The sequence below is a fragment of the Streptomyces sp. NPDC090127 genome (assembly GCF_044746945.1).
Taxonomy (GTDB): domain Bacteria; phylum Actinomycetota; class Actinomycetes; order Streptomycetales; family Streptomycetaceae; genus Streptomyces.
The window spans coordinates 649148-667929 of the sequence record NZ_JBIVDE010000004.1 but is presented as its reverse complement, the minus strand read 5'-3'; the positions used below and the strand labels follow the sequence as shown (position 1 = coordinate 667929).

Here is an 18782-nt window from a genome sequence, read left to right as displayed (position 1 = left end):
GACGCCCTCCCTCTTCGTGTCTCTCGTCGTCGGCGAGAGGAAGGTAGGAAGGGCACGCATGACGGCACGTCACACCGGAGGGCCAAGTCGCGGGTGATACCGGGGTAGGGGAGGGAGGAGGCGCGAACCCCCCTTCGCGGGTGGGGTTTTCCCCCGCCGGCTCAGCGGCTCGGGTCGCCCGGGACGACGAGACCCGACTCGTACGCGAAGATCACGGCCTGCGCCCGGTCCCGCAGGTCCAGCTTGGCGAGCACCCGCCCGATGTGCGTCTTCACGGTCTGCTCCGCCAGCACCAGCCGCTCCGCGATCTCCTGGTTCGACAGACCCCGCGCGATCAGCTCCAGTACCTCGGTCTCACGCGGCGTCAGCCCGTTCAGCCGTAGCGCCGCGCGGTCCGCGCGCGGCGCCGGCCGCGTCGCCGCGAAGTCGGCGATCAGCCGCCGCGTCACCGACGGCGCGAGCAACGCCTCGCCGGCCGCCACCACCCGTACCGCCGCGATCAGGTCCGCCGGCGGCGCGTCCTTCAGCAGGAACCCCGACGCGCCCGCGCGCAACGCCTCGTAGACGTAGTCGTCCACGTCGAACGTGGTCAGCATCAGCACCTTCGGCCGGTGCACGACCCCCACCGGCGGGTCCAGGATCTCCCGCGCCGCCGCGAGCCCGTCCATCTCCGGCATCCGTACGTCCATCAGGACCACGTCCGGGTGCGTCGACCGGGCCACCTCCACGCCCTGCCGGCCGTCCGGCGCCTCGCCGACCACGTCGATGTCGGCCTGCGCCGACAGCAGCGCGGCGAACCCCGCCCGCACCATGGCCTGGTCGTCGACGATGATCACGCGGATGGGGGTCACGGCAGTCCGTCCTTCGTGCGCAGCGGGAGCCTGGCCGCGACCCGGAAGCCGCCGTCCGGCAACGGCCCGGTGTCCAGCGTGCCGCCGGTCAACCGTACGCGTTCCCGCATGCCGACCAGCCCGTGCCCCGTACCGTCCCCGCCCTCCAGCGGAGAGGTGGGGCGTGGCGCGGCCCCGTTGACGACCACCACGAGCAGCGCGCCCTCCTCGGACCGCACCGACACCCGGGTCTCCGCGCCCGGCGCGTGCCGGACGATGTTCGCGAGCGCCTCCTGCACGATCCGGTACGCCGACAGATCCACCGCCTGCGGTACGTCCCCGAGCTCGGCGGCCATCGACAACCGCGCCGGCACCCCCGCCCGTACCGACGCCTCGATCAGCTGCTGCACCCGGTCGAGGCCCGGCTGCGGCGCCCGTTCGCCCTCCGCGCCCTCGCTGCGCAGCACCACGAGCAGCCGGCGCATCTCGGTGAGCGACTCCCGCGCGCTCGCGGCGATCGAGGTGAACTCCTCGCGCGCCGCCTCCGGAAGATCCGGGATCCGGTACGGCGCCGAGTCCGCCTGCACGGTGATCACGGACATGTGGTGGGCGACGACGTCGTGCAACTCGCGGGCGATCCGGGCCCGTTCCTCCAGGAGCGTGGTGCGGGCCCGTTCCTCCCGCGTACGGCGCTCGGCGACACCGCGCTCGCGCAGCGTGGCCGTCAGGAGCAGCACGACCCCGACCAGGACGAAGAGGAGGACATGGACCCGGTCGTCGTGCTCCGGCGCCAACGCCACGAGCAGGAACCCGGCGGCTCCGGTCACCAGCCACACCCCGAGCAGCGCCTTGCGGGACTCGCGGAGCGCGAGGGCGAGCATCAGGGCGAGGTAGCCGACGACCACCATGGGCGTCCACGGCCAGGAGCGGCCGTCGGGACCGCCGTTGCCGAGCAGCACGATCGCGCCGAGGACGTCGGCGACGCCGATGATCCACCAGGCCTGGAGGGGGCGGGTGACCGCGAGCAGCAGCGGCGCGGCCTGCGCGGTGGCGAGCGCTCCGGCGAGGGCACCGTTCACGCCGTAGTCCTGGACGAGGACGGTGACGGTGACGGGCAGGAGCGAACAGACGAAGGCCAGGGCGACGACGTACGGGAGCAGCCTCAGCCACCGGTTGCGCACATCGGCGAAGAGGGGGGCGCCCGGCTCGGTGGGGGTCGCGAGGGCGACCCCGAGGGCCCGCAGCGCCCCGCGCGCGGGTGCGAGTCGCGCCGCGAGGCCGGGGGAGATGAGTGTCTTCTTCATGGCCCGCCCAGGTTAGGCAGGCCGCCCGCCGCCGAACGTCATACCGAGGGGTCGACCGGGGGGTGCTACCGGGGTATGAGGGGCGCCTGCGATCACGGCCGTGATGTCGGGGCTTGAGGGGCGCCCGCGAGTGCGGCCGTGCTACCGGGGCTTGAGGGGCGCCCGCGACCGCGGCCGTGCCGCCGGGGTACGAGGGCCGCCCGCGACCACAGCCCTCACAGCTCCGCCAGCAACTCCGTCTTCTTCGCCGTGAACTCGTCGTCCGTCACCAGCCCCGCCCGGTGCAGCTCTCCCAGGTGCCGGATCCGGTCGGCGATCCCCGCCGGGTCGCGCACCTCCGGCACCGCGTCCACCGGGACCGGCGTCCGCCCCGCGCTCCGGATCGCCGCCAGGACCGACGCGGCGAACGGCAACGACTTGTGGACCGGGCCGTAGCCGAGGCCGAAGACGACGGCCGCCGGGTCGTGGTCCGCCTGGGCGGCCCGGGGTTCGCCGGAGCGGGGCAGCAGGCGCAGGTACCCGTCGAAGACGTCCGGCGAGCGCCACTCGACCCCGCCGAGCTCCCGTACCGAGAACGTCTGGTCGCCGGCCTTCCACTTCTCCGAGGACGCGCCCGTCCAGAACCAGCGGAACGCCACCTCCGACGCGCCGTCGAAGCTCGCGGTCCCGTCGTACGCCTTGAAGGACTGCGGCCCCTGCCGCGCCGCGACCAGGAAACCGCAGGCGGGCTCGTCCCCGGGGCCGCCCGCCAGCCGCTCGCGCAGCTCGTCGCGGTAGTACTCGGCCAGCGTCTCCCGTTCCGCCGGCAGCACCAGCCGGTACGGGTCGCTCCCCTCGTGCAGCTGTCCCGCGGCCGCCTCCATCAGCGGATCGGCGCCCCGGCGCGGCACGGCGTGCAGCACGACCGTGCCGCGCTTGCCGGGCGTGAGCGTCACCGACGCCAACGCCTCGTGCGGGACACGCCGTTCGCCGAGCGCCTGGAAGAGTTTCGGTGTGCGGTTCCCCCGTTCGAAGCGGATGACGACGGCGTCGCTCTCGAACTCCCAGGTGGCATGAATTCCGGCCAGCACATCACCCATGTGCCACATCGTAAGCGGCGTGCGCCCGCGCGTCGCCCCTGAACCGGGGGTCGACATATGCCGCTCTACGCGCGTCCGACCGCCACGGGCCGTCCGGGCCCCACCGCCCTGGACCGCGTCAGACCGCCCCGGCGCGCGTCGGTCCGCCCCGGAGCGCGTGGCTCCGCGTCAGCCCTCGTACGCGAGCTCGGTCTCGCTCCCGGTCCCGGTCCCGCCCGAGATCCCCCCGCGGCAGGCGCTGTCGGTGCTCGCGCAGGTCAGGCTGCGGTACGAACCGACTCCGATGGCCGCGAAGTTGTCCAGGCTCTCCGTGCCCGGCTCGAAGTAGCCGGTGTGGCCGTTCGCGCCCGCCGCCGAGAGCAGCCGCGCCCCGAACTCCGGCTCCACCGGGTCCGCGCCGTGCCCGACCCCGCCGAGCGCGAGGTGCGGCACGTCCGCGATCCAGTCGTCCGCGTCCCGCATCGCCCACACCCGGGCCCGGGTCGACAGCTCGGCCGCACGCTCCACCCGCATCCCGGGGCTCCCGGCCACGACGACGTCCGTCACCCGGGAGGGCAGGTCGGCGGCGGCGACCCCGCAGAGCACGGAGCCGTAACTGTGGCAGAACAGGCTGACGCGCGAGTCTCCCGGCAGCGCGTCCGCCAGGGCGACGAGCCGTACCGCGCCGGCCGAGGCGAGCCGCCCCATCGCGGCGTCGATGCCGACGCCGACGGGCGACGTGTAGTCGGCCCAGGCGATGACGGCCGTACGGCTCCCCGGCGCGGCCCGGCGCTCGGCGGCGTACAGCGACTGCGCCATCCCGACCGGGGCCGAGTACCGGCGGGCCGTCTTCTGGAAGGTGAGCAGATTGGTGTCGACGCCCGGCACGATCACCGAGACCTGGCGCGCCCGGTCCAGATCGCCCAACACCTCGGCCATGCGGCCGCCGCCCGTCGGGTCGAAGGCGAGGATCTGCCGCCCGGGCTCCATGAGGGAGGCGAACCGGTGCGCCCGCCGCACGGCCTCGCGTCGCCCGTCGGTGGTCAGCCGGGCGTGGTCGACCCTGTCCTGCTCCGCGTCCAGGGCCCGGGCGAGGGACACCCGGTTGGCGCGGTAGCGGAGCGTGACGGGAGCGCCGTCGAGATTGCCGACGACGAGCGGGTGCGCGTCGGCGAGGAAGGCGCCCTGCGAGGGGCCGATCGAGGAGAAGAAGGCGGCGATCGTACGAGCGGGTGCGGCCGGGTCGGGCAGCGTCCGGTGGCCGATCCTGCCGTGCGCCCAGGAGACGAGCGCGGCCTGGCGGGACTCCCCTGGCCCGCGCTGATGACTGAGCGTGGTCCATCCGGTGGTCGCCAGGAGGATGAACACCACGGCCAGCGCGAGCAGCAGCCGCCAGAGGGAGAGCGTGGGGGAGGAGTCGAAGGAAGTCACTGCGGGACACCCTAGGAGACGGGCGCGGGGGGTCGGGTGACCTAGTGAGGGGGATCACGCGGGGAGAGCGGGTGTGGTGACGCTCCGTACGGGAAGGCGCACGGGCCGGTCCGCGTACGGCGTACGGGACGGCGACCGGCCCGTTCGTCCCGGTCCGCGTACGGCGTACGGGACGGCGACCGGCCCGTTCGTCCCTGTCCGCGTACGGCGTACGGGACGGCGACCGGCCCGTTCGTATACGAAGGAGCGGCGCGCCGGGGCGGGTGGGACAGGGTCTCGGGTACCAGGAGGGTGCGCCGGACGGCGGGCGTGGCGGGATCTCGGGTACGAGGAAGGCCGCGCGGAGGCGTCAGTTCCGCCAGTCCCGGGCCAGCGCCGGGCCCAGGTGGTCCAGATAGTCCTCGGTCAGGGCGCGGATGCCCTCCACGCTCAGGTCCGTGCCCCGGCCCCACAGCTGGCCCGTCACCCGCATGACGCCGCTGAACGCCGCCACCACGATCCGCGGCCGCGGGTCCTCGTCCAGGTCGACGTCCTCGCGCGCGGCGACGAGGCGGGCGATCGCCTCCTCCATCTCCATGGAGCGGCGCAGGTGCACGGCGAGCAGCGCCGGAGTGGACTCGATCATCTGGAAGGTCCGCAGGTACAGCTCGACCGGCACGACCTCCATGATCGCCTCGCCGATGCTGTCCCAGGCGGAGAGCACCGCGTTGCGCAGCGCGTCGAGCGGGGCCTCCTCCGCGGGCCGCTCCGCCAGCGCCCGGACGAAGCGCTCCTCGACCGTCTGCTGGACGGCGAACGCGACTTCCTCCTTGGAGGCGAAGTAGCGGAAGAAGGTGCGCTGGGAGACCTCGACCGCGTCGGCGATCTCGTCGACGGTGGTCTGCTCGTACCCCTGGGTCGTGAACAGCTCCAGGGCCACGCGGAGCAGCGCGTTCCGCGTGCGCTGCTTCTTCCGCTCCCGCAGACCGGAAATCGTCACCGGATGGCCCTCTTTTCGCCACTTTCCGACGCTTCGTGCCGCTCAGCCTACCTGTGAGCTAAGTGACAGTTACTGTCGCATGAATTGCTTTGTCAATTGTCAGTGACTGACATTAGCCTCATTCGCATGACTAGTCAGACCACCGTGGAAAAGGCCCCGCAGGGTCAAGGGGGTGACCGGAGCCCCGCGTCCGCTCCGTCGAAGGGCCTGCGCGGCCACCCCTGGCTGACCTTGTTCGCCGTCGCCGCCGGCGTGATGATGGTCGCGCTCGACGGCACGATCGTCGCGATCGCCAACCCCGCCATCCAGGCCGACCTCGGAGCCTCGCTCGACCAGCTCCAGTGGATCACCAACGGCTACCTGCTCGCGCTCGCCGTCGCCCTGATCACGGCCGGCAAGCTCGGTGACCGGTTCGGCCACCGCCAGACCTTCCTCATCGGCATCGCGGGCTTCGCCGCCGCCTCCGGGGCGATAGGCCTCTCGGACTCGATCGGCCTCGTGATCGCCTTCCGTGTCCTCCAGGGCCTCTTCGGCGCCCTGCTGATGCCGGCCGCGCTCGGCCTGCTGCGCGCCACCTTCCCCGCCGAGAAGCTGAACATGGCCATCGGCATCTGGGGCATGGTCATCGGCGCCTCGACGGCCGGCGGCCCGATCCTCGGCGGCTTCCTCGTCGAGCACGTCAGCTGGCAGTCCGTCTTCTTCATCAACGTGCCGGTCGGCGTGCTCGCCCTCGTGCTCGGCCTGGTGATCCTCAAGGACCACCGCGCCGAGAACGCCCCGCGCTCCTTCGACATCCTCGGCATCGTGCTGCTCTCCGGCGCCATGGGCTCCCTCGTCTGGGGCCTGATCAACGCCGGTGCCAAGTGGGGCTGGGCCAGTGGCAACACCGTGGGCTGCCTGGCCGCCGCGGTCCTGCTCTTCGTCGTCTTCGCCCTCTGGCAGACGAAGGTCAAGGAGCCGCTGATCCCGCTGGCCATGTTCCGCTCCGTCCCGCTGACGGCGGGCGTGGTGCTGATGGTCCTGATGGCCTTCGCCTTCATGGGTGGCCTCTTCTTCGTGACCTTCTACCTCCAGGGCGTCAAGGGCCTCAGCCCGATCGACAGCGGTCTGCACCTGCTGCCGCTGACCGCGATGATGATCGTCTCCTCGCCGCTGGCCGGCGCGCTGATCACCCGCTTCGGCCCGCGCATCCCGCTGGTGGGCGGCATGGTCTGCACGGCCGCCGCGATGTTCGGCATGATGTCGCTCTCCGCGGACACCGGCACGTTCACCATGGCGCTCTGGTTCGCGCTGCTCGGCCTGGGCCTCGCCCCGGTGATGGTCGGCGCCACCGAGGTCATCGTCGGCAACGCCCCGCTGGAGCTCTCCGGCGTGGCCGGCGGTCTGCAGCAGGCCGCCATGCAGGTCGGCGGCGCGCTCGGTACGGCGGTGCTCGGCGCGGTCATGTCCTCCAAGGTCTCCAGCGCGCTCGGCGAGAACTGGACGGCGGCCGGTATCCCGGGCGAGCCCGCCCCGGGCCTGGAGGAGGCCGCCGAGTTCGGCATGGTCCCGCCGGGACTGGCGCAGGCGCCCAACATGACCCCGGACCTGGCCGAGACGATCGGTGGCGTCATCCACCGGACGTTCCTCGACGGCATGGGCCTCGCGTTCACCGTCGCCGGTGTCGTCGCCGTCGTCGCGGCCCTGGTCGCCGTGCTGACCAAGCGCGGCGAGAACGCGGAGGCGGGTGCGGGCGCGGCCCACATCTGACCTCGCGTTTCTTGTACGGAAGGAAGCCCCGCCGGGCCCGCCCGGCGGGGCTTTCACCTGTCCGGGTGAATCGACCCTTGGCCTCTTCCCAACAGGGGGTTATCTCCGCCAGAGTTCTGATTACAGAGAGTGACGAAACGGGGGTCATGGAAATGACGACGAAGCACACACGACCGATGTCCGTACTCCTGGCCGCACTGGCGGCCACGCTGCTCACGGCCCTGCCGGCGACAGCGCTCCCGGTGCCCGCCGGTGCCGCGGCCGCCGCACCCGGGACCAGGCTCGGCGCCTGTGGGCCCGGGCAGCTGTGCCTGTGGCCCAAGGCCGACTTCCGGGGCTCGGCGTGGACGCACGAGCTGGCCGGCACCGACCTCGAGAGCTGCGTGGCCCTGCCCCCGGGCGCGAGCGCTCAGGCCCTCGCGAACCGGACGGGGCGGCCGGTCACGACGTACCAGTCCGTGGAGTGCGCGGAGACGGGGGAGTTCGAGACCTACCCGGGGCGCGGGACGTGGGTGCCCCAGACGCCGTACCAGGTCAGAGCCTTCAAGATCTGGGAGCGCTAGGGACCTCGGGGAACTCCCGGGCTTTGGGGAACGGCGGGGCGGTGGATGTCTCAGGGGCGGCGGCCGTCTCTGGGACGGCGGGCGACTGCGGGGCGGCGGCCGTCTCTGGGACGGCGGGCGACTGCGGGGCGGCGGCCGTCTCTGGGACGGCGGGCGACTGCGGGGCGTCGGGCGTCTCAGGGGTGGCAGGTGCCTCCGAGACGGCGGGTGTCTGCGGGATCCCGCGGGACTCGCCCTGCGGCGGCACGGGAGCGGGCACGGGAGCGGGCGCGGAGAGCCGGGACACCTCGGCGCGCAGCTCGCGGACCTCCGTGGTCAGCGCCTCCAAGAGCTCGGTGTGGCGCCGCTCGACGGCGTCGTCCCGCTCGAAGCGGGAGATGAACCAGGCCGCGATGTTGGCGGTCACCACACCCAGCAGGGCGATCCCCGAGAGCATCAGCCCCACCGCGAGGACGCGGCCGAGTCCCGTGGTGGGGGCGTGATCGCCGTACCCGACGGTCGTCATCGTGGTGAACGACCACCAGACCGCGTCGCCGAGCGTCCTGATGTTGCCGTCCGGGGCGGACCGCTCCACCTGGAGGACGGCCAGCGAGCCGAACATCATCAGCCCGACCACCGCGCCCGCCACATAGGTGGTGAGCGTGATCTGCGGGGCCATCCGGGCCCGCCGACCCACGAGGAGGAGCGTCGAGACCAAACGCAGCAGCCGCAGCGGCTGCACCATGGGCAGCAGCACGGCCAGCAGGTCCAGCGGGTGATGGCGCACGAAGTGCCACTTCCGCGGAGTCACCGCCAGCCGTACGGCGTAGTCGAGAGCGAACGCACCCCACACCACCCACTCCACGGCCAGACACAGCTCGTGGATCCAGGCGGAGGCATCCGGCGCCACGATCGGTACGGCGTAGGCGACGCCGAACGCCACTGCCAGGATCAGCAGTGGCGTCTGGGTGCGCTTCTCCCAGGCTTCCTTCATGCCGGGAATCGTAGGGGGGTGCGGGGGCGCGTCATCCCCCCCGCACCCGCACCCCACGACGAGGTCGTCACGCGCCGGGCGTCGCCGTCACGCGTCGCCGCCCGCGGCGCCGGGGTCGGCGGCCGCGACGTCGAGCAGCTGGTAGCGGTCGATGGCCTGCTTCAGGGCCGACCGGTCGACCTTGCCCTCGCGGGCCAGCTCGGTGAGGACCGCGAGCACGATCGACTGGGCGTCGATGTGGAAGAAGCGGCGGGCCGCGCCCCGGGTGTCCGCGAAGCCGAAGCCGTCCGCGCCGAGCGAGGTGTAGGTGCCCGGCACCCAGCGGGAGATCTGGTCCGGGACCGACCGCATCCAGTCGGAGACGGCCACGAACGGACCCTGGGCGGAGGACAGCTTGCGCGTCACGTACGGCACGCGCTGCTCCTCCTCCGGGTGGAGCAGGTTGTGCCGGTCGACGTCCACGGCCTCACGGCGCAGCTCGTTCCAGGACGTGGCCGACCAGACGTCCGCGCGGACGTTCCACTCCTCGGCGAGGATCCGCTGCGCCTCCACCGCCCACGGCACGGCGACACCGGAGGCCATGATCTGCGCGGGGATCGCTCCGGCCTCGCCCGCCCGGTAGCGGTAGATGCCCTTGAGGATGCCCTCGGCGTCCACGTTCTCGGGCTCGGCCGGGTGCTGGATCGGCTCGTTGTAGACGGTCAGGTAGTAGAAGACGTCCTCGGCGTCGGGGCCGTACATCCTCTTCAGGCCGTCCTGGACGATGTGCGCGATCTCGAAGCCGAAGGCCGGGTCGTAGGCGACACAGCCCGGGTTGGTCGAGGCCAGCAGGTGCGAGTGGCCGTCCGCGTGCTGGAGACCCTCACCGGTCAGCGTCGTGCGGCCGGCGGTGGCGCCCAGCACGAAGCCGCGCGCGAGCTGGTCGGCCATCTGCCAGAACTGGTCGCCGGTCCGCTGGAAGCCGAACATCGAGTAGAAGACGTAGACCGGGATGAGCGGCTCGCCGTGCGTGGCGTACGCCGAACCGGCCGCGATCAGCGAGGCCGTGCAGCCGGCCTCGGAGATGCCGTCGTGCAGCATCTGCCCGGTCGGGGACTCCTTGTACGCGAGGAGCAGCTCGCGGTCCACGGCCTCGTACTGCTGGCCCAGCGGGTTGTAGATCTTGGCGCTCGGGAAGAACGAGTCCATGCCGAACGTGCGGTACTCGTCAGGGGCGATCAGCACGAACCGCTTGCCGATCTCCTTGTCCCGCATGAGGTCCTTGAGCAGCCGGACGAACGCCATCGTGGTGGCGATCGACTGCTGGCCGGAGCCCTTCTTCACCGCGTCGTAGGTCTTGTCCTCGGGCAGCGCCAGCGGCTTCGACCGCACCACACGCGTCGGGACGTACCCGCCGAGCGCCTTGCGGCGGTCGTGCATGTACTGGATCTCCTCGGAGTCCCGGCCCGGGTGGTAGTACGGCGGCAGACCGTTCTCCAGCTGCGCGTCCGTGATCGGGATGTGCAGCCGGTCGCGGAAGCGCTTGAGGTCGTCGGTCGTCAGCTTCTTCATCTGGTGGGTCGCGTTGCGGCCCTCGAAGTTCGGGCCGAGCGTCCAGCCCTTGACCGTCTGCGCGAGAACGACGGTCGGCTGGCCCTTGTGCGCCTTGGCCGCCGCGAAGGCCGCGAAGATCTTCTTGTGGTCGTGGCCGCCACGGCCCAGGTGCAGGATCTGGTGGTCCGACATGGACTCGACCATCGAGCGCAGCCGCTGGTCCTCGCCGAAGAAGTGGTCGCGGATGTACGCGCCGGTCTCCGTGGCGTACGTCTGGAACTGGCCGTCGGGCGTGGTGTTCAGCTTGTTGACCAGGATGCCGTCGCGGTCCTGGGCGAGCAGCGGGTCCCAGGATCGGTCCCAGATGAGCTTGATCACGTTCCAGCCGGCGCCGCGGAACTGCGACTCCAGCTCCTGGATGATCTTGCCGTTGCCGCGCACCGGGCCGTCGAGGCGCTGCAGGTTGCAGTTGACGACGAAGGTCAGGTTGTCCAGGCCCTCACGGGCGGCGATGGAGAGCTGGCCGAGCGACTCCGGCTCGTCCATCTCGCCGTCGCCGAGGAACGCCCAGACGTGCGACTTGGAGGTGTCGGCGATGCCGCGCGCCTCCATGTAGCGGTTCATCCGCGCCTGGTAGATCGCACCGAGCGGGCCGAGGCCCATGGAGACGGTGGGGAACTCCCAGAAGTCCGGCATCAGCCGCGGGTGCGGGTACGAGGACAGGCCGTCGGGGAACTTCGACTTCTCCTGGCGGAACGCGTCGAGCTGCGTCTCGCTCAGCCGGTCGAGCAGGTAGGCGCGGGCGTAGATGCCGGGCGAGGCGTGGCCCTGGAAGAAGATCTGGTCGCCGCCGTCGCCCTCGTCCTTGCCCCGGAAGAAGTGGTTGAAGCCGACGTCGTAGAGCGAGGCGGAGGAGGCGAAGGTGGCGATGTGGCCGCCGACCCCGATGCCCGGGCGCTGGGCGCGCGAGACCATCACGGCCGCGTTCCAGCGGGTCGCGTTGAGGACCTTGCGCTCGATCTCCTCGTTGCCCGGGAAGAAGGGCTCGTCCCTGGTCGCGATGGTGTTGACGTAGTCCGTGCTGCGCATCTCGGGCACGGCGACGCGCTTCTCGCGGGCGCGTTCGATGAGGCGGAGCATCAGATAGCGGGCCCGCTCACGGCCTCTCTCGTCCACGGCCGCGTCGAGGGAGTCGAGCCATTCCTGGGTCTCTTCGGGATCGAAATCCGGGACCTGGCTGGGAAGGCCGCCAATGATGATCGGGTTGCGATCGGATCCGGAAGCCACGCTGTTCCTTCGCTGTTCGGTGGAGCCCACGGAGGCCGGACACCGGCCGGGATGTCCATCGTGTACCCCGTCAGTGTCAAACGTCATCTCTACCGAGGGGTAACCCCCGTCGGGCGCCTGGTCGGGTCAAATCGCAACCTTACGCCCAACCCGCGCATGCGTTTCGGCTGCACGTTCGGCAGACTGAAAGCCTGGAAGCTCGCAAAGCGGGACGAAGCGTGTGCCATGTGTCACGGAGCGGAGTGGAACCGACCCGGGAGATGCGGCGAGACGGCCCCAAACGTCACCGTTTCGGCGGTCTCGGCGGCCGGGTACTTGCGCGATCCGCCCAGCCCGTGTGGACTACGGCCAGCGCCGCGCGTACGCGCGTGGCCGAAGCATTTTCCGATACATGATCAGGAGGCAAGCCGTGAGCGCGACCGCGGACCACGCGGAGGAGCGGACCAACCCGGCAGCGAGGCTGGGGTTCGAGCCCGGACAGGTGGTCCAGGAGATCGGTTACGACGAAGACGTCGACTTCGATCTCCGCGAAGGCATCGAGTCCATCATCGGGTCGGACCTCGTCGATGAGGAGTACGACGACGTCGCCGACGCGGTCGTCATCTGGTTCCGTGACGAAGACGGAGACCTGACGGACGCCCTGGTCGATGCCATCGGCCTGCTGGAGGACGGCGGGGACGTATGGCTGCTGACGCCGAAGACGGGCCGAGACGGTTACGTCGAGCCGAGCGACATCAACGACGCGGCCCAGACCGCCGGCTTCTCCCAGACCAAGAGCATCAGCGTGGCAAAGGACTGGGCGGGTAGCCGTCTGGTCGCACCCAAGCGCTGAGCACCCGAGCAGCAGGAGCCTCCGTCGGCGCGAGCCGGCGGGGGCTCTGCGCGTTCTCGCCCCCGAAGGGGGTCCTAAGCTGGGCCTTCAGCTGTCCGGTCCGGTGAAGGGAGCGCACGCCATGGCGATCGAGGTCGGCACGAAGGCCCCGGAGTTCGCACTCAAGGACAACCACGGCCGCACCGTGCGCCTCGCGGACTTCCGAGGGGCGAAGAACGTCGTCCTGCTCTTCTACCCCTTCGCCTTCACCGGTGTCTGCACCGGGGAGCTCGGCGAGCTGCGCGACAACGCGCCGCGGTTCGTCAACGACGACACCCAGCTCCTCGCCGTCTCCACCGACTCGATCCACACCCTGCGCGTCTTCGGCGAGCAGGAGAGCCTGGAGTACCCGCTGCTCTCCGACTTCTGGCCGCACGGCGAGGCCGCCCGCGCCTACGGCGTCTTCGACGAGGACAAGGGCTGTGCCGTGCGCGGCACCTTCGTCATCGACAAGGAGGGCGTGGTCCGCTGGCGCGTCGTCAACGCCCTTTCGGACGCCCGCGACCCCGACGACTACCTCAAGGCGCTCGACACTCTCTGAGGATCGGGGCGAATCGTCTGTCCAGGCCGGGAACCCGTCACTAGGATCCAGTCGTTGATCCGAATGCCAACGCACGACGGGGGCGCTGCCCCTGGAAACCACATGGAGGGACTCGTGGGAGTCAGCCTCAGCAAGGGCGGCAACGTCTCGCTGACCAAGGAGGCCCCTGGCCTGACCGCCGTCACCGTCGGTCTGGGCTGGGACGTCCGCACCACCACCGGTACGGACTTCGACCTCGACGCCAGCGCCATTCTGGTCAGCGCGGAGGGCAAGGTCCGTAACGACCAGGACTTCGTGTTCTTCAACAACCTGAAGAGCGCCGACGGCTCGGTCGAGCACACCGGTGACAACCTCACCGGCGAGGGCGAGGGTGACGACGAGCAGGTCAAGGTCAGCCTGGCCACGGTGCCCGCCGACGTCTCGAAGATCGTCTTCCCGGTGTCGATCTACGACGCCGAGAACCGCCAGCAGTCCTTCGGCCAGGTCCGCAACGCGTTCATCCGCGTCGTGAACCAGGCCGGCGGCGCCGAGATCGCCCGGTACGACCTCTCCGAGGACGCCTCGACCGAGACCGCCATGGTCTTCGGCGAGCTGTACCGCAACGGCGACGAGTGGAAGTTCCGCGCGGTCGGCCAGGGCTACGCCTCGGGCCTGCGCGGCATCGCCGCGGACTTCGGCGTCAACGTCTGAGTCGCGCAGCACCGATACGTCCGGCGTCGCACGTTCCGTGCGGCGCCGGACGTGCCTCATCAGCAGGACCATCAGCGGGAACACCGCAGTTTCACCGGGGAGGACACACACATGGGCGTCACGCTCGCCAAGGGAGGCAATGTCTCCCTCTCCAAGGCCGCACCCAACCTCACCCAGGTGCTGGTGGGCCTCGGCTGGGACGCGCGCTCCACCACCGGAGCCCCCTTCGACCTCGACGCCAGCGCCCTGCTGTGCCAGTCGGGCCGGGTGCTCGGGGACGAGTTCTTCGTCTTCTACAACAACCTCACGAGCCCCGAGGGCTCCGTCGAACACACCGGCGACAACCTCACCGGCGAGGGTGACGGCGACGACGAGTCGCTGATCGTGGACCTGGTCAAGGTCCCGGCCCACTGCGACAAGATCGTCTTCCCGGTGTCGATCCACGACGCCGACAACCGCGGCCAGACCTTCGGCCAGGTCAGCAATGCCTTCATCCGCGTCGTGAACCGCGCGGACGGCCAGGAGCTGGCCCGCTACGACCTGTCCGAAGACGCCTCCACCGAGACGGCGATGATCTTCGGCGAGCTCTACCGGTACGGCGGTGAATGGAAGTTCAGGGCGGTGGGACAGGGGTACGCGTCCGGGCTTCGGGGCATCGCTCTAGACTTCGGGGTCAACGTTTCGTAAAGCCGCGTAATTACACGATGAGGTAGACAGTGGTACTGAAAACCTTCGGCTGGTCGTTCGCCGTCACGGCGCTCGGACTGGTCGCAGCGGTGCTCTTCGGGGGGTGGGAAGCGCTCGGGGTCGTCGCGATCCTGTGCATCCTCGAGATCTCGCTCTCCTTCGACAACGCGGTGGTCAACGCCGGAATCCTGAAGAAGATGAGTGCCTTCTGGCAGAAGATCTTCCTCACGATCGGCATTCTGATCGCCGTCTTCGGCATGCGGCTGGTCTTCCCCGTCGTGATCGTCGCGATCAGCGCCAAGATCGGCCCCATCGAGGCCGTCGATCTCGCGCTCAACGACGCCGAGCGCTACGAGCAGCTCGTGACCGACGCACACCCGTCGATCGCGGCCTTCGGCGGGATGTTCCTGCTCATGATCTTCCTCGACTTCATCTTCGAGGACCGTGACATCAAGTGGCTCGGCTGGCTGGAGCGCCCGCTCGCCAAGCTCGGCAAGGTCGACATGCTGTCGGTCTGCGTCGCCCTCATCGTCCTGGCGATCAGCGCCATGACCTTCGCGACCCAGGCCCACCAGCACGGCGGTACGCACGTCGACAAGGCCTCGACCGTCCTGCTCTCCGGTGTCTTCGGCCTCATCACGTACCTCGTCGTCGGCGGTCTCTCCGGCTTCTTCGAGAACAAGCTGGAGGAGGAGGAAGAGCGCGAGCACGAGGCCGAGGAAGCGGCCAAGCGGTCCGGCAAGCAGGTCTCGGCCGTGCAGCTCGCCGGCAAGGCCGCCTTCTTCATGTTCCTGTACCTCGAGGTCCTCGACGCGTCGTTCTCCTTCGACGGTGTCATCGGCGCCTTCGCCATCACCAACGACATCGTCCTGATGGCGCTCGGCCTCGGCGTCGGCGCGATGTACGTCCGTTCGCTCACGGTCTACCTGGTCCGCCAGGGCACCCTCGACGACTACGTCTACCTGGAGCACGGCGCGCACTACGCCATCGGCGCGCTCGCGGTGATCCTCATGGTCACCATCCGGTACCAGATCAGCGAGCTCATCACCGGGTCCATCGGTGTCATCCTGATCGCCTGGTCCTTCTGGTCCTCCGTCCGCCGCAACAAGGCCCTCGCGGCGGCCGAGGGAGAAGCTGACTCCTCGGGCAAGACCGAGGTGTCGTCCGGGGTGTGACACCCCCGGCATTGAGGAACGCTTCACTGCGGGGCGGCCGGTGCACCCGGCCGCCCCGTGGCGTACGGCCAGGTTTCGAGTGGGGGGTGGGGCACATGGGCTTCTGGGACGGCCTGTTTCCGGGAAGGGCGTGGGCGCAGTTCGATTCGGGCAGCGCCGCGAGCAACTCCATCGACCTCACGAAGCGACGCCCGACGGTCTCCCTCACCCAGCAGGGCGCGGCCACCGGCAATCTGCGCGTCAACCTCTCCTGGCGGATGCGCACCTCCGACATAGAGGGCCGGTCCCGGCAGAGCGGCCAGCTGCTGCGCCACCCCTCGAAGCTCTTCAAGCCCGAGGTCGTCCAGGCGCACACCCAGAGCATGGTCAACGTCGACCTGGACCTCGGCTGCCTCTACGAGCTGGCCGACGGCAGCAAGGGCGTCGTTCAGCCCCTCGGCAACTTCTTCGGCTCGCTGAACGCCGCGCCGTACGTCAACCTCAGCGGCGACGACCGGTTCGGCGGCTCGTCGGGCGAGACGATCTTCGTCAACCTCGACCACCGCGACGAGATCAAGCGACTGCTCTTCTTCGTCTACATCTACGACCAGACCCCGGCCTTCGACCGCACCCACGCCAAGGTGACGCTCTACCCCAGCAACGGGCCGCGGATCGAGATCGAACTCGACGAGCGGGCCCCGCAGGCCCGCTCGTGCGCCGTGTTCACCGTCGAGAAGGTCAAGGACGAGCTGGTCGTCCGCCGCGAGGTGAAGTTCGTGTACGGCTTCCAGGCGGAGCTGGACCGGCTGTACGGATGGGGCCTGCAGTGGGGGCGCGGCTACAAGACCAAGGCCTGAGCCGGTGCGCTCCGGCTTACGGGCGGACGAACTGGGGGCCCATCGGCGGCAGCCGGAAGTTCGGGTCGGGCGCGTGCGCGGCGGCGGCCGCGGGCTGCGGATAGCCGTAGCCGGGCCGGTCGCCGGTGACCGGCTGCGGGTAGCCGTAGCCGGGCGCGGGCGCCGGGGGAGCGGTCGGCTGCGGCGGCACGGACACCGGGACGGGCGGTACGCGGCCGGTGTCGGAGGCGCCCACGGGCGGGTGGACGACCGTCGCGTCGAGGTCGACGCCCGCGGCCCCGTCCTGCGCCCGCGCCGGGCCGGAGCCGGCGCCCGGCGCCGTACCCGCCTCCTCGGTGCCCTCGTCGACGGAGATCCCGAAGTCGGTGGCCAGGCCGACGAGCCCGGTCGGGTAGCCCTGCCCGACCGCGCGGAACTTCCAGCCGTCCCCGCGGCGGTACAGCTCGCCGCAGATGATCGCCGTCTCCTCGCCCGTCTCCGCCTTCACGTCGAACAGGGCCAGCGGCTCGCGGTCCGCCGCGTTCGCGTCGTAGAGGAGGATCCGCAGGTCGGAGACGCGACGGAAGGTGTCGCCGTCCGAGGAGGCCGCGATCACCACCCGGTCGGCCGACGGGTCGAGGGCGCCGAGATCGGCCTCCACGGTGTCGGTCAGACCCTCGGCCACCCGCTTCTTGGGCAGCCGGCGCACCAGCCCCGAGGGATGGCGCGGCTGGTTGTAGAAGACGAAGTCCTCGTCGGAGCGCACGCGCCCGTCGGCGCCGAGCAGCAGCGCCGAGGCGTCCACGTCGGGGACCCCGGGGCCCGGGGTCCAGCGGAGCACGGCCCGTACGGCCGCGGTGTCGAGAGGGACGTTGGAGCCCTTCAGCATCGCGTGCGTCATGACCGTCATCCTGCCTTCCCCGCCGACCGTGGGACAACGCGGGGGGCGTACCGATCCGCGCGTCGCACGAGCAGGCGAAGCACACGGCATGCGACGGATGCGGACGAGTTACCTGGATTTCATACACGAGGGGAACTAAGGACACCCGTACCTACGTACTATTACCGGCCACACGCCATCAGGGCCCACAGAGGCAGTCGGGGGAGTCACATGCGTCATTTCGGGCACATCCCGGCCGCCGCACGCGCCGGACTGTTCCACCGGCAGCCCGCCGAGTTCACGGCCGACTCGCCCGCGGGCACGCTCGCGGTCGCCCTGGGAGCCACCCTCTACAGCCCGGCCACCCGCCCGCGACTCGCCGACGACGTGCGTAAACAGACCGCACGCGGGGTCGTCTCCATGGTGCTGTGCCTGGAGGACTCCATCGCCGACGCCGACGTGGAGGCGGCCGAGGCCAACCTCGTCCACCAGTTCGCCGAGCTCGCCCGGAGCGCCGCGGCCCACGGCGCGGACGCCGACGTGCCCCTGCTCTTCATCCGTGTCCGTGAGCCCCACCAGATCACCGATCTGGTCACCCGCCTCGGAGACACCGTCCGTCTGCTGTCCGGATTCGTACTGCCCAAGTTCACCGAGACCCGCGGCCGGGCCTTCCTCGAAGCCCTCACCACCGCCGAGCGTTCGAGCGGCCGACGGCTCTTCGCCATGCCCGTCCTGGAGTCGCCCGAGCTGCTCCACCTGGAGACCCGCGCCGAGACCCTCGCCGGCATCGCCACGACCGTCGACAAGTACCGCGACCGGGTCCTCGCCCTGCGCCTCGGCGTCACCGACTTCTGCTCCGCCTACGGACTGCGCCGCTCGCCCGACATGACGGCGTACGACGTCCAGCTCGTCGCCCACGTCATCGCCGACGTCGTCAACGTCCTCGGCCGCTCCGACGGCACCGGCTTCACCATCACCGGACCCGTCTGGGAGTACTTCCGGCTCGGCGAGCGGATGTTCAAGCCCCAGCTGCGCCGCAGCCCCTTCCTGGAGGGCAGCGCCGAGGACCTGCGGACCGCGCTCATCGAACACGACCTCGACGGGCTGCTGCGCGAGATCGAACTCGACCGGGCCAACGGCCTGCTCGGCAAGACCTGCATCCACCCCACCCATGTGGTGCCGGTGCACGCGCTCTCCGTGGTCAGCCACGAGGAGTACAGCGACGCGCAGGACATCCTGCGACCCGAGCGCGGCGGAGGCGGAGTGATGCGCTCGGCGTACACGAACAAGATGAACGAGGTGAAGCCGCATCGCGCGTGGGCCGAACGGACCCTCATGCGCGCCGAGGTCTTCGGCGTCGCCAAGGAGGACGTCGGCTTCGTCGATCTGCTCACCGCCGGCCTGGCCGGCTGACGG

Annotated in this window: 16 protein-coding genes and 1 pseudogene; 9 read left to right on the top strand and 8 right to left on the bottom strand. The window is 70.7% G+C overall.

Annotated features, from left to right (window positions below; translation table 11 throughout):
* Nucleotides 1–161: 161 nt before the first annotated feature.
* The 5 genes from ACIPPS_RS18610 to ACIPPS_RS18590 form a co-directional block, all read right to left on the bottom strand.
* Nucleotides 162–851 carry a response regulator gene (locus tag ACIPPS_RS18610; protein WP_401432928.1) on the bottom strand — a complete coding sequence of 230 codons (690 nt, stop codon included), beginning with the start codon at nucleotides 849–851 and terminating at the stop codon, nucleotides 162–164.
* Nucleotides 848–2134 (bottom strand): sensor histidine kinase, encoded by a 1287-nt coding sequence (locus ACIPPS_RS18605; protein ID WP_401432925.1) that lies wholly within the window; start codon nucleotides 2132–2134, stop codon nucleotides 848–850. The genes ACIPPS_RS18610 and ACIPPS_RS18605 overlap by 4 nt, the downstream gene beginning before the upstream one ends.
* 215 nt (nucleotides 2135–2349) lie before the next feature.
* A complete protein-coding gene (locus ACIPPS_RS18600) occupies nucleotides 2350–3213 on the bottom strand; it encodes a DUF4429 domain-containing protein (protein ID WP_401432923.1) in 864 nt (287 codons plus the stop codon).
* Between the two features lie 168 nt (nucleotides 3214–3381).
* Nucleotides 3382–4623, bottom strand: a complete 1242-nt coding sequence (locus ACIPPS_RS18595) for an alpha/beta hydrolase (RefSeq protein WP_401432920.1) — start codon at nucleotides 4621–4623, stop codon at nucleotides 3382–3384.
* Between the two features lie 349 nt (nucleotides 4624–4972).
* Entirely contained in the window at nucleotides 4973–5602 is a 630-nt protein-coding gene (locus tag ACIPPS_RS18590; RefSeq protein ID WP_401432917.1) for a TetR family transcriptional regulator, read from the bottom strand.
* Nucleotides 5603–5728: 126 nt separating this feature from the next.
* On the opposite strand from ACIPPS_RS18590, the gene ACIPPS_RS18585 reads away from it, so the two are divergent.
* Nucleotides 5729–7351, top strand: coding sequence for an MFS transporter (locus tag ACIPPS_RS18585; RefSeq protein WP_401432914.1), 1623 nt, complete (start codon nucleotides 5729–5731; stop codon nucleotides 7349–7351).
* 176 nt (nucleotides 7352–7527) lie between these two features.
* Nucleotides 7528–7914, top strand: coding sequence for a peptidase inhibitor family I36 protein (locus ACIPPS_RS18580; protein WP_401432911.1), 387 nt, complete (start codon nucleotides 7528–7530; stop codon nucleotides 7912–7914).
* Between the two features lie 235 nt (nucleotides 7915–8149).
* On the opposite strand, the pseudogene ACIPPS_RS18575 reads toward ACIPPS_RS18580, so the two are convergent.
* Both ACIPPS_RS18575 and aceE read right to left on the bottom strand, forming a co-directional pair.
* Nucleotides 8150–8887: pseudogene (locus tag ACIPPS_RS18575) on the bottom strand (potassium channel family protein); the annotation flags it as partial.
* Nucleotides 8888–8974: 87 nt separating this feature from the next.
* Nucleotides 8975–11707: a pyruvate dehydrogenase (acetyl-transferring), homodimeric type gene (aceE, locus tag ACIPPS_RS18570; RefSeq protein WP_401432908.1), complete on the bottom strand. Its 2733-nt coding sequence runs from the start codon at nucleotides 11705–11707 to the stop codon at nucleotides 8975–8977.
* A 409-nt stretch (nucleotides 11708–12116) separates the two neighbouring features.
* Between aceE and ACIPPS_RS18565 the strand changes: the two genes are divergently transcribed.
* The 6 genes from ACIPPS_RS18565 to ACIPPS_RS18540 all read left to right on the top strand — a co-directional run bounded on the left by ACIPPS_RS18565 (nucleotide 12117) and on the right by ACIPPS_RS18540 (nucleotide 16507).
* Entirely contained in the window at nucleotides 12117–12539 is a 423-nt protein-coding gene (locus ACIPPS_RS18565; RefSeq protein ID WP_401432906.1) for a DUF3052 domain-containing protein, read from the top strand.
* A 121-nt stretch (nucleotides 12540–12660) separates the two neighbouring features.
* A complete protein-coding gene (locus ACIPPS_RS18560; protein ID WP_401432903.1) occupies nucleotides 12661–13119 on the top strand; it encodes a peroxiredoxin in 459 nt (152 codons plus the stop codon).
* Nucleotides 13120–13233: 114 nt separating this feature from the next.
* A complete protein-coding gene (locus ACIPPS_RS18555; RefSeq protein WP_401432901.1) occupies nucleotides 13234–13809 on the top strand; it encodes a TerD family protein in 576 nt (191 codons plus the stop codon).
* 111 nt (nucleotides 13810–13920) lie between these two features.
* Nucleotides 13921–14496 carry a TerD family protein gene (locus tag ACIPPS_RS18550; RefSeq protein WP_401432898.1) on the top strand — a complete coding sequence of 192 codons (576 nt, stop codon included), beginning with the start codon at nucleotides 13921–13923 and terminating at the stop codon, nucleotides 14494–14496.
* 29 nt (nucleotides 14497–14525) lie between these two features.
* Nucleotides 14526–15671, top strand: coding sequence for a DUF475 domain-containing protein (locus ACIPPS_RS18545; protein WP_401432895.1), 1146 nt, complete (start codon nucleotides 14526–14528; stop codon nucleotides 15669–15671).
* Nucleotides 15672–15766: 95 nt separating this feature from the next.
* Complete coding sequence (locus ACIPPS_RS18540) at nucleotides 15767–16507, top strand: Tellurium resistance (protein ID WP_401432892.1); 741 nt, start codon at nucleotides 15767–15769, stop codon at nucleotides 16505–16507.
* 16 nt (nucleotides 16508–16523) lie between these two features.
* Here ACIPPS_RS18540 and ACIPPS_RS18535 read toward each other — a convergent pair whose 3' ends face one another.
* Nucleotides 16524–17396 (bottom strand): TerD family protein, encoded by an 873-nt coding sequence (locus ACIPPS_RS18535; RefSeq protein ID WP_401432889.1) that lies wholly within the window; start codon nucleotides 17394–17396, stop codon nucleotides 16524–16526.
* Between the two features lie 201 nt (nucleotides 17397–17597).
* Between ACIPPS_RS18535 and ACIPPS_RS18530 the strand changes: the two genes are divergently transcribed.
* Nucleotides 17598–18779 carry an HpcH/HpaI aldolase/citrate lyase family protein gene (locus ACIPPS_RS18530; protein WP_401432886.1) on the top strand — a complete coding sequence of 394 codons (1182 nt, stop codon included), beginning with the start codon at nucleotides 17598–17600 and terminating at the stop codon, nucleotides 18777–18779.
* Nucleotides 18780–18782: the final 3 nt, after the last annotated feature.